The following is a 10852-nucleotide window of genomic DNA, read 5'->3' as shown; positions in this document are numbered from 1 at the left end:
GCCGAGACAGCCCACCCAGTCGTTCATGTCGTCCACGATTATCATGAGAACATTCGGACGCGAATCAGCGTGGGTCGCAACCGGGGAGGTCAGGAGGGCAGAAAGGAGGATGGGGAGCAATCTCATCGCGTGGTGAGCCATTCGAGGTTGAATCGGGCGAGGGTCAGGCTCGCGTAGGCCCAGTCGCGTTTGCGTTGGACCTTTGGCTTGTCGGTGCCGCTTTCGTAAAAGCAGAGCACGGTGCCATCGGGCAGGACGGCGAGGTCGCTGTAGGCACTGGGGCCGGGTTGGAGCGTTTTGGAAAGGGGCCAGGTTTTGCCGTCGTCGCGGCTGAGATGGATCGTCACATCGCGCCGGGCGGCGTGCTCGCGGTCGGTGGTGTGCGGATGGGAGAAAAGCAGTAGCGGACCTGGAAAGGCAGCGGTGCCGGGATGGGCGGTGATGCCGGCCATGCAGCCGGGTTCGAGCAGTTCATCGGCAAAGATGGGCGTGGACCAGTTCGTGGCACCATCCGCGCTGCGGGTGACGAGGCGGCGGCTCTCGGCATGGCTGTTGCGTGCGGTGAGGAGGACGCCGCCATCGGAAAGCGGGGCGATGTTGGGTTCACCAGCATCGGGAATCGCGATGCCGCCGCGTTTCCAGGTCTTTCCCCCGTCGTCGCTGATGAGGGTGCCGACCGCTTTTCGCAGCGGCGCCTTTTTCTCATAGGTGGCCATCCAAAACGGCACGCAGAGACGTCCGCTTTTCATCTCGATGGCGTGACCGGGACCGGTGGCGATGGCCTGCCAGTCGAGTTCGCCGCGAAAGGCGTCAAAGGCGACCGTGATCTCCTGCGGCATGCTCCAGGTCAGGCCATCGTCATCGCTGCGGAGGTGGAAGGCACGCATGTATTCCACGCAGTAGAGGAGATGCACTCCGCCATCACGTGCGGCGATGGCGACGGGATTGTTCACGGTCTGCTCGTCGGGGCCGCCCATGTTCTTGCCCTGTTTCTTGGAAGGCATGTGAGGATTGCGCGGCAGTCGCGGCCCCATGTGGGCGACCTGTTTCGCGGCTGAGAAGGATTTGCCGCCATCGGTGCTTCGTCGCAGGTGGATCTCGATCTCACCTCGATCCGCGTCGCTGAACTTCCTCGCCTCGCAGTAGGCGATCACGCTGCCCTTGGCGGTGACGACGAGTCCGGGGATGCGGTAAAGCGTGAAGCCATCGGAACGCTCGGTGAAGAGGATGGTCTTCTCCAGAAGCGGCTCGGCGGCGGAGACATTCAGGCAAAAGAATGAAGGCAGGAGAATCCTCAGAAGCCCAAAAATGGACTTCGATGGAGCCCGGATGGGAATCATTCTTCCGCCCTCATTTTTCTTCCTCAGATCCAACGCGTTCATGGCTGCTTCTTCTTTTTCTTCTTCGATGGTTTGGACGGCGAAGTAGGCGTGGCGGGCTCTTTGCCGAAGAAATAATCGGGATAACCCCAGGTTAGCTGTTTGCCCTCAGACTTCGATTTCACGGCGCTGACCTCGGCAGTGAGGCGGGTGAGGTTTTTGGCGTCCAGGAGGGGATCGCGGGTGTTTTGACGCCACTGCGTGAGCGCCTGATTCAGTTCGCCGAGCGTGGCGGCGTGTTCGGGTGCGGCGGCGAGATTTTGAAACTCATGCGGATCGCCTTGCAGGTCGTAAAGCTCGTAGCGCGGTGGTTTTTCCATCACGGCGTAGGCGGTGCGGACCTCGGGTGAGGCGGCTGCGATGGCTTTGGGAATGTAATCGTCGCAACCAGTTTCTCCATGCTTCTTGGCAGCCGTTTCGAGCTTGCGGATCGTGTCGGCGTAATCGGGATTCAGCGTGTCGGGCAGGAGATTCTCGATCAGCTTGAAGCGCTCCGTGCGCACACTGCGCTGCGGATGGTAGTTCGACGCGGCGGCGTGGGTGTGATACTCGGCGAAGAGATGCGTGCGCCATTTCGCGGGCTCGTTGGCGAGCAGCGGTTGCAGCGGCAGGCCGGGCAAATCCGCCACCAGAGACGCGCCACACGCAGCGAGCACCGTGGGCATGAGATCAAGGGTGGAGACGAGTTCCTCGCGGACCTGCGGCTTGGCTTTTCCCGGCCAGCGGATGAGCAGCGGGATGCGCAGGCCGCCTTCATAGCAGGTGCGTTTGCCGCGCAGGAAGTCCGCGCCGTGATCGCCGATGTAGATGACGATCGTGTTGGATGCTTTGCCGCTTTTTTCGAGCGTGGCGAGCAACTCACCCACGCAGGCGTCGAGTCGCGCGAGCGAGTTGTAGTAGTCGGCCACCATCTCGCGCATCGCGGGCGGGTCGATGCCCATGTAAGGCATGGCTTTGACCTCCGCGCCGGTTTGTGGCGACTTCGGCAGTCCATCGACCTGCCGCAACCACGGATCATGTGCATCGGGGAAGTTCACGCTGAGGAAGAACGGCGTCTCGGACGCGCTGATGAAGCTCGCGGCATGCTTCGCGTAATCGCCGAGCTGCTTCCGATTGAAGTTTGCGCTCGTGACCTCGTGAAAATCAAACGGGAACGCCGATTCGGGATTCACGTGCAGCTTGCCAATGATGCCCGTGCGATAGCCCACCGCCTTCAGGCTGCGCGGCAGATTCGGTGTGTCCTCGCGGTAAAGGCGGAATCCCCAGGTCGCGAGGCCGATCTGCCCGTGCTGATGCGGATACAGCCCGGTGAGGAAACTCGCCCGTGATTGGCTGCAGCCTGCTTGCGGCACAAAGGCGCGAGTGAAGCGCACGCCCTCAGCGGCGAGCCGGTCGAGGTTCGGCGTGCGGGCATACGGATCGCCGTAGCAGCCGAGTTCGGGGCCGTTGTCCTCTGAGACGATGAGCAGCACGTTAGGCGGTTCGGCTTGGAGTAGAGTCGCAGAGGCGCAGAGCAGACCGAGGTAGTGGATGAAGAACTTCATGGTTGTTTCTTCTTTCGCTTCTTTTGTGGAGCTGGCCCAGCCTCCGGCTTCACCGTGATGCGCTCGGCCAATATGTGATCGAGCTTTTGGCTCAATGCCTGTCGCGTGTCCGACTGCGTGGAGTGCGCGGCGATGTTTTCCTCTTCAATCCAAAACGCACCCTCGTGGCGGGTGCCTGGGCCGGTGGTGTAGTCGTAGAGTTCCTCGGCGACGAGTTCACGTGCGGGCCAGGTGATCCAGCGCGTGTAGCGATGGGTCGCGGTGCGCAGAGAGTAGCCCATGAATTCGGGCGTGCTGGCGCTGAAGGGGCGGGCGAACTGGCTCAAGGCGGCCTCGCGGCCAGGTGCCTGCGGGTTTGCAAGCATGGGGACGAGGCTGCGTCCATCGAGCTCCTGCGGCGCGGGCAGTGAGGCGAGTTCGGCGAGGGTGGGAAAGACATCCACCAGCTCAACAAGGCCTGACGCGGCGGCTCCGGGCGCGGGCAGGCCGGGGGTGCGGATGAGCAGCGGCACGCGGGTGTCGCGCTCGAAGTTGGTGCCTTTGCCCCAGCGGTCTTTTTCGCCAAGCGACCAGCCGTGATCACCCCAGAGCACGACGATGGTGTTCTGCGCGAGGCCGAGCTGATCGAGCGCGGCAAGGAGTCTGCCGATTTGCGCGTCGGTGTAGCTCACGCAGGCGTGGTAGCCGTGACGCAGGGTGCGCGTGGTGGCGGCGTCGAGGTGCTCGTCCTTCGGCATGTCGCGGTAACCGCCGAGTTCGCGATGACTGTGATGAGCGTGCTCGGAGATGCCTTTCACGCGCTGGCTGTCGTCTTTCAAATCGAAGGTCGTGGGATCGTAGAGGTCCCAGTAGCGCTTCGGGGCATTGAAAGGCAGGTGCGGCTTGAAAAAGCCCACGGCGAGAAAAAACGGCTTTCCGCCGCTTTGCAGGCCGGTGAGCTTTTCGACCGCCAAACGCGCCAGTTTACCATCCGGGTAGCCTTCATCCGGCACATCGGCAGCTTCCCAGGCCGCCCCTTTGCCCTCGCCGCCGGAATCGCTGAGCGCGGAGTTTTTCCAGCCCTTCTGCTTCAGAATCTCCGGCTCGGACCAGGAGATGGGATCGAGTTCGCGCTCATCGCCGCTGAAGACCTTGCCGAGCGAGACGGTGTGATAGCCGTGGTTTTTAAAAAGCTGTGGCAGCGTGACGATGTCCGGCTGCGTGTCGCGAAAGAGGTTCCGGTTGTGCCACACGCGCGTGTTGTCCGGCAACCGGCCCGTGAGCAGCGAGGTGCGCGATGGCCCGCACACAGCCTGCTGCGTGTAGGCATGATCAAACCGGCGCGCCAAGGCGGCAAAACGGTCGATGTTCGGCGACTTCACCAATGTGTCACCATAGCAGCCTAGAGACGTGCGCAGATCGTCCACAGCGATGAAGAGGACATTCGGGCGTTGCTGCGCAGCGACTGCAGGTAGGCAGAAGAATGGGGGCAGGAGAATGAGACAAAAAGATGGGAGACAGAAAAAGGGTCTCTGATTCAGCTTCTTTTTGTCTGCCATTTTTCTGTCGGTTAGAAGGCGCTTCATTCGGCTGCCTCCTTCTTCTTTTTCTTCTTCGCGGGTTTCACGCCGGGATCGTAGTCGGGGTTCGGCTTCATCATCTCCGCTCCGACGTCTTTGCGCCACGCATCGAGTTCGCGGCGGAGTTCGTCCAATTTCGCGGTTTCGGTGCTGGCGAGGTTTTGGGTTTCGCTGAGGTCGTCGGCGAGGTGGTAGAGTTCGATGCCCTCGGGGTCGAAGGTTTCGATGAGTTTCCACGGACCTTTGCGGATGACGCTGCTCGGGACGCTGGCGGGATGTTCGTTGTAGTGCGGGTAGTGCCAGAAGAGGGAACGCGCGGCCAGCGAGCCGTCACCGGCGAGCAGCGGCCGTAGATTGACGCCGTCCTGATGCTGATTTGGCAGCGCGGGCCGTCCCGCAGCCGCGAGACAGGTCGGATAAAAATCGGTGCTGGTGACGGGATCGCTCACCACGAGGCCGGGCTTGGCGACACCGGGCCATTTGATGATCAAGGGCACGCGGATGCCGCCTTCGTAATACGCGCCCTTGTTCGCCCGCAGCGGAGCGTTGCTGGTGGCATTGTAAAAGCCGCCGTTGTCGCTGGTGAAGAGGATGACGGTGTTTTCGTCGAGCTTCAGCTCCTTAAGTGTCGCCATCACGCGGCCCACGCTATCGTCGATGCTCTCGACCATCGCGGCATACTCTGGCTTGCCCTGACGCTGCGCTTCAGGAACGCGCGCATACTTCGCGACGACATCCTTTTTCGCCTGTAGCGGCGTGTGAACGCCGTAGTGCGGGAAGTAGAGGAAGAACGGCTGTGCAGTGTTCTTGGTGCGTTGTTCTTGGTTCTTCGTTGCTTGGGTGTCGCGGATGAACTTCACCGCCTCGTCGGTGAGCCGGTCGGTGAGGTATTCGCCCTCCTTGCCGTCAGGCAGCACGTTCCACGCAGCGCGTTGGCCGGAGCCGGGAATGAGCCAGTCGCCGGGATAGGGAAAGAAGTAACTGCCGGGTGCGCCATGGGCGTTGCCGGCGATGTTGAGGTCGAACCCGTGATGTTCGGGCAGGCAGAACGGCTCGCTACCGAGATGCCACTTGCCGATGTGCGCGGTGCGGTAACCGCTATCCCGAAGGGCTTCGGCCAGGGTGTGCTCCTCCACTGGCAGCCCGCGCAGGAAGCGACCGCTTTGCAGTTTCGCCTTGGGATTCCAGCGGCCCGAGGGCAGCCACTCGGTGAGCAGGAGGCGAGCGGGGTATTTGCCGGTGAGCACCGCAGCGCGGGTCGGCGAACAGACCGCGCAGGCCGCGTAAGCATCGGTGAAGCGCACGCCCTCGGCGGCGAGTTGGTCAATGTGTGGAGTTTGATAAAACGTGCTACCCTGGCATCCGAGGTCACGCCAGCCGAGATCGTCGATGAGGAAGAGGATGATGTTGGGCTTCCGAGCTTCGGCGGCGTGCAGTGTGGTCAGCGGCGCGAGGAGAAGGGCGATGAGGAAAGAGAAAGGACGTTTCATGCTGGGGTGTCGTGAAGGTGCCTTGATCAAAGCGTTCATTTGCCGATGAACTCTGCGCGAGTGAGTTTGCCGTCTCCGTTTTGATCAAAGCTCTTGTAGCGTGACTCAAGGTCGGACTGGCCTTTGAGGCCCGTTTGGTATTCTTCGAGCGTGAGGATGTCGTCCTGGTTTGTGTCCCATCTGGCAAAGGCTTTGGCACGGACTTCGGGCGTGACCTTGGGACTCTTCGCGCCGGGCTTGGCCTGAGTGGGCTTAGCCGGAAGGGGTTGTTGGCTCAGGCATTCGGGGTTCGGCTTGGCGGGCAGCGTGGCCTTCCACTCGCGGGCCATCTGGCTGAGACGTGCGACGATGTCGGGATGGTCCTTCGAGACATCTTCGGTCTCGGCGCGATCGCGGCTGAGGTGATGCAATTCGACGCGCTTGCCGTCCTCGGTGAGCATGAGTTTCCAATCGCCCTCACGCACGGCCAATCGCGGCCAGTAGTCGGGTTCGGCGGCTTTTCCCATCCAGTGCCAAAACAGGGGCCGTGTGCGTGCCGTGGTTTTGCCGTGGAAGGCGGCGAGCAGGTTCTCACCATCGCTGTGGTAGTCGGCTGGCAAAGTCACGCTGGCCGCTGCGCACAGCGTGGGCAGCAGATCGACAGCTGTGAAGACCGTGGTGTCATTTTTTGCGCCTGCCGGGGTGTGCCCGGGCCAGCGGACGATGAAGGGCACTCGCACACCGCCTTCGAACAGACTGCGCTTGCGACCTCTCAAACCGCCCGTTTCGCCGACGCTGTAGAAGGTGTCGTAGCCGGTGACGTTGGCATCGGGATCGAACTTGCTTCCCGTGCGCTTCGCTGCGGTGGATTCAGGGCCGTTGTCGCTGCTGAACATGACGATGGTGTTTTCCTCCAAGCCCTCTGCTTTCAGCGCATCGAGGATGGTGCCCACCGCGTTGTCGCCATCGGTAATAACGGCGGCATAGACCTGCTTTTGCTCATCGAGATGCTTCCATTTCTCCATGGACTCTGCCGTGGGCACATGCGGCGTGTGGCTCTCGTGAAGCCAGGCGTTGATGAAGAACGGCTGCGTCCTGTTCGCTTTGATAAAGGCTGCGGTGTCAGAAGCCGTCGCGTGCAGGTCCGCCGATTCCCAGCCCGCACCCCCGTTGAAGACGCGGGCTTCGTCGTAACCATACGCCTCAGGTTTCGGTGCGCCTTCGGTATCGCGATTGGTCAGGTGCCATTTGCCAAAGTGGGCGGTGCGATAGCCCGCTTGTTTGAGCAAACGAGGCAGCATGTGAGCCTTCGGGTCCAGCCAGTCCGGCATGCCACGCTCGTGATTCTGTTCCGGTGTCGCGAAGTGCTGATGCACCGAAAGCCGCGCAGGATAGAGCCCTGTCATCACCGCCGCACGACTCGGCGAGCACACGGGATTCAGCACATTGAACTGCTGAAAGTCCGTGCCCTGGCTGGCCAGTTTATCGAGGTTGGGCGTCTTCAGCCAGGTGCTGCCATGGCAAGAGAGATCGCCCCAGCCCCAGTCGTCGGCGTAGATGAAGATGATGTTGGGCTTTTGGGTTGGCGCATCAACGCCATGAAGGATGCCCAGCGGCGCGAGCAACAGAGCGGTGAGGTGTGTGAGGGCAAATTTCATGAAGACGGCAGCATTCAAACTGAACACGTGAAAACGTGAACGCTGCCAGGGCATTTCAGCCGAAACCGTGTCCGATCGAGCAACGCACGATGAGTGCGATGCCACTGGCTTTCGGGCCTGCTTTTCACAATCGCAAAGGTTCATCCACTTGGATATTTTGTTTTGACTCCACTTCTAGGGCTTTTTCTTCATCGCGCCGCTTTCGAGTCGCTTGAGCTTTGCCTCCGCGTGAGCGGTCAACTCGGTGAGATCGAGGAAACCGTCATGGTTGGCATCCGCGCCCTTGAAGTGCTGCTCGCTGTGATGACCCATCTTGGAGATTTTGCGATACTCCGAGGCATCGAGCTTGTTGTCTTTGTTCGCATCCATCCTGGCAAAGCAAGGCTCGATGCCTTCGCCGAGAATGGCGAACCAGGTTTGCTTTTTGAGTGCACCAGCGAGTTCAGCGGCGTCGATGAAGCCATCGCTGTTCTTGTCACCTGCTTTGAAATGCTCATCGCCGTGATGCTTTGCCTGCACATCCAACGGTTTGAATTCTTCGAGGCTGAGCTTGCCATCCTTGTCCTTGTCGGCGGCATTCATGATGCGCTGCATCAGCGGGGCGCTCGGCGTCGCGGTGATGACGGAGGTGGTGAGGAGCAAGGCGGCGACATGGATTTTCATTGTGAAACAGTGGCAGATGTTGATTGGCAATCCTCACTTCAGCTCAGGCCGTAGGTAGGCCTTGATGTAGTCACTGTCGGTGGAGTGCTTCACATTGGGCGCACCGGGATAGACGAGGTCGCATGGGACTTGGTGGGCGTCGCAGTGTTCTTTGAGCTTCACGCCGAAGTTCGCGGTGTGAGTGGGTTTTTTTCTTCCTGAGCGAGTTTGATCGGGGTGCTGCAAAAGAGGCGCACTGGCCGTGCAGCCCTATTTCTTCGGGCTGGGATCCTTGGGTGTGATGACAAACACATCGCCTTCCACCGTCAGCTTGCAGCTGGCGACTTCGGCGACGTAGCGCAGGGCTTCGTAGGCGGGAACATCTTTGAGCTGCATGGTGATCTGGGCCATGGGATCGCCACCGGGTTTGACGAGGATGTTCAGGCCCTTCTTCTCGGGATCGAGTTCGCGGCTTTTGATGCGCAGAAACTCAACTGCTTCTGCCAAGGTGGCCTCATGGAACTGCACTTTCGGAAGAACCCACTGCGCACCCTTTTTTGTGGACGATTGTGCGACGAGCGCATCCATCAGCTCCACCTGCTCCGGCGTGTTCCTGAAGGTCAGGTTTTTGCCATCGAAAGCCACTGTCGATCCGACGGAACCGAATTGGATGCCGTTTGCTTCAAGAACGCCTTTCGCATCAGCCTTGCCGGGACCGAGCCCGTCCGCGAGCCCCACGAAGAAAGTTGGCGGCACTTGCCACTGCTTTGTGACAAGACCTCCGACGGGATGATTGCCGCCGATGATCACGCCAAAGGGTTTTACCTCGTAACTCTGCCCGGCCAACTGGGCCACATACTTCAGCGCCTCGCCTAGAGGAATGTTCTTCAGATTCAGGGTGATCCTTGCATCTGGGGTTTTGTCGCCCGCTTTGACGATCATGTTCACCCCTTTCTGGTTCGGGTCCGTCGTGGTGGTATCGAGATCAAGGCTCTTGCGTCGAAGGAACTCCACTGCCTCGGAGACCGTAGCGTCAGCGAAAACCACGCTGGGCAGGACGATGCGGGCGAGCTTGGCCTGGAGCGGGGTTTTTTCGTCCGCAGGTTTGGCACCAACAGGTTTACCGGAGGCGGGATCGACGAGACGTGCCGTGACAAAGACCACCGCATGCCTGATGACGTCTTCTGTCTTTTGGGTGACGGTTCCACCGGTCCGCTCCACCATTGTTTGCTTCGTGGAGGTGGAAGGCAATCCGAGGACGACGGTCTGCCCGGACATCATCGTGACACTGGCCGACGCTTTACGTTCGCTGAAGACAGGTTGTTCCACTCCGCTCTTTGCATCCTTGATCATGCTTTTCAGCTCTATGATTTGCGGTGTCAGCTCAAGATCGATGTCGTTCTCTCCACTCTTCGTGGCAATCACCGTGAGCGTGGTGCCCAGTTGTTTCGTGGCCAGCTTGCCTTTGGCGTCCTTGTAAGCAAACTCGCGACTGATCTCGCTCATGGCCTTCTGGCCGGATCGGGTGGTCGCTCGCGGCATGGAGAGGACGTCCACACCTTTGGCTTGTTCGATCTTCTTCCACAAGGCGCTGAGCTGATCGTCATTGAGCATTCCGCCGACACTCGGTTTGGTCCCAGTGGTAGCGAAGGGTGCCAGCAAGTCCTTCGCGCCGTCACTGACCTCGATGAACTTAGCTTCGATCAAAATCTGAGGAGCGTTGTTGTCCGGCGGCGCGGCCTTGGTGATGCCGAGGAAGGTGAGAAGCGCGATGCCGAGACTTAGCGTGGTTTTCATGAGCGGATGCGGGTTGGGTGGTGTGGCGATGGATTGAATGCGGGAACGAAGCGCGCGGCCGCGCTGGAAAATGCCGACAAAGCCGAGGCTGAGACCGTGGTAGCTGAAGGCTGTCTCAACTCTCAGCAACGTATGCCCGTAGGCGACTCGCTCTGCCTGCGGCTCGCGGTCGAGCACTTGGGCATCGCACGCGGCCTCGCGGTCGAGCCGGACTTTGAAGAAGGCGAGCCAGAGCAGCGGATTGAACCAATGCAGCGCGAGCAGCAGGCAAAGCAGCGCGTTGAGCGGCAGATCGCCGCGCTTGAGGTGCGTGAGTTCATGCCTGAGCACCAGCCGCGCCTCCTGAGCCGTGAGGGATTCATCAAACTGCACCGGCAGGAGCAGCACGGGTCGCCACAAGCCGGTCACGGCAGGACTGCGGACGACCGGCGACATCCACACACGCGGTTCACGGCGAAGACCGATGCCCTGGGCCAGCGCAACGATTTCATGCAGCAAAGCATCTTTCACCGGCACGCGGTTGTGTTTGATCCGCCAAAGCGTCAGCGCATAGGAACCGAGACAGATCACGATCATGCCCGCAGCACCGAGCAACCAGGCCGGGAGCATGATTTGGCTCCTGGAAATGGGTGCAGGTGTTTCAGCGGCTCCGACCGCCGATGGCGTTACGTTTAAAACCGACTCCTGCGCCACCATCACCGGCACGGGCAATGGCGCGGGCGCTGTGCGAACGATGGAGCCGACACTCCACTGACTCTCAGGGAACGCGGGTGTCAGAAGCACCAACAGCACCGGCAACCACAG

General features: G+C 60.7%; 8 protein-coding genes. All 8 read right to left on the bottom strand.

The annotated features are described in order from the left end of the window. Positions 1-122: 122 nt before the first annotated feature. Complete coding sequence (locus AC6FTP_RS23145; RefSeq protein WP_497209273.1) at positions 123-1340, bottom strand: sialidase family protein; 1218 nt, start codon at positions 1338-1340, stop codon at positions 123-125. Positions 1341-1378: 38 nt separating this feature from the next. Beyond that, positions 1379-2923 carry a sulfatase family protein gene (locus AC6FTP_RS23140; protein ID WP_497209272.1) on the bottom strand — a complete coding sequence of 515 codons (1545 nt, stop codon included), beginning with the start codon at positions 2921-2923 and terminating at the stop codon, positions 1379-1381. Next, a complete protein-coding gene (locus tag AC6FTP_RS23135) occupies positions 2920-4488 on the bottom strand; it encodes a sulfatase (RefSeq protein ID WP_497209271.1) in 1569 nt (522 codons plus the stop codon). Before AC6FTP_RS23135 ends, AC6FTP_RS23140 begins: the two co-directional genes overlap by 4 nt. Then, positions 4485-5972, bottom strand: coding sequence for a sulfatase (locus AC6FTP_RS23130; protein WP_497209270.1), 1488 nt, complete (start codon positions 5970-5972; stop codon positions 4485-4487). Before AC6FTP_RS23130 ends, AC6FTP_RS23135 begins: the two co-directional genes overlap by 4 nt. A gap of 35 nt (positions 5973-6007) precedes the next feature. Next, the gene (locus AC6FTP_RS23125) at positions 6008-7609 is read right to left on the bottom strand and encodes a sulfatase-like hydrolase/transferase (protein ID WP_497209269.1); all 1602 of its coding nucleotides are present in this window, start codon (positions 7607-7609) and stop codon (positions 6008-6010) included. Positions 7610-7783: 174 nt separating this feature from the next. After that, entirely contained in the window at positions 7784-8272 is a 489-nt protein-coding gene (locus AC6FTP_RS23120) for an EF-hand domain-containing protein (RefSeq protein WP_497209268.1), read from the bottom strand. Between the two features lie 33 nt (positions 8273-8305). Further along, positions 8306-8434, bottom strand: a complete 129-nt coding sequence (locus AC6FTP_RS23115) for a hypothetical protein (RefSeq protein WP_497209267.1) — start codon at positions 8432-8434, stop codon at positions 8306-8308. 87 nt (positions 8435-8521) lie between these two features. After that, on the bottom strand, positions 8522-10831 hold the full coding sequence (locus AC6FTP_RS23110) for a M56 family metallopeptidase (protein ID WP_497209274.1): 2310 nt from the start codon (positions 10829-10831) through the stop codon (positions 8522-8524). Positions 10832-10852: the final 21 nt, after the last annotated feature.

The sequence above is a fragment of the Prosthecobacter sp. genome, from assembly GCF_044378005.1.
Classification (GTDB): Bacteria; Verrucomicrobiota; Verrucomicrobiia; order Verrucomicrobiales; family Verrucomicrobiaceae; genus Prosthecobacter.
The sequence above is the reverse complement of the archived record's forward strand: the minus strand, read 5'-3'. Positions and strand labels throughout refer to the sequence as shown.

Coding starts and splice junctions, on each gene's coding strand:
- AC6FTP_RS23145 (WP_497209273.1), bottom strand. CDS start 1,340: ATGATTCCCATCCGGGCTCCATCGAAGTCCATTTTTGGGCTTCTGAGG.
- AC6FTP_RS23140 (WP_497209272.1), bottom strand. CDS start 2,923: ATGAAGTTCTTCATCCACTACCTCGGTCTGCTCTGCGCCTCTGCGACT.
- AC6FTP_RS23135 (WP_497209271.1), bottom strand. CDS start 4,488: ATGAAGCGCCTTCTAACCGACAGAAAAATGGCAGACAAAAAGAAGCTG.
- AC6FTP_RS23130 (WP_497209270.1), bottom strand. CDS start 5,972: ATGAAACGTCCTTTCTCTTTCCTCATCGCCCTTCTCCTCGCGCCGCTG.
- AC6FTP_RS23125 (WP_497209269.1), bottom strand. CDS start 7,609: ATGAAATTTGCCCTCACACACCTCACCGCTCTGTTGCTCGCGCCGCTG.
- AC6FTP_RS23120 (WP_497209268.1), bottom strand. CDS start 8,272: ATGAAAATCCATGTCGCCGCCTTGCTCCTCACCACCTCCGTCATCACC.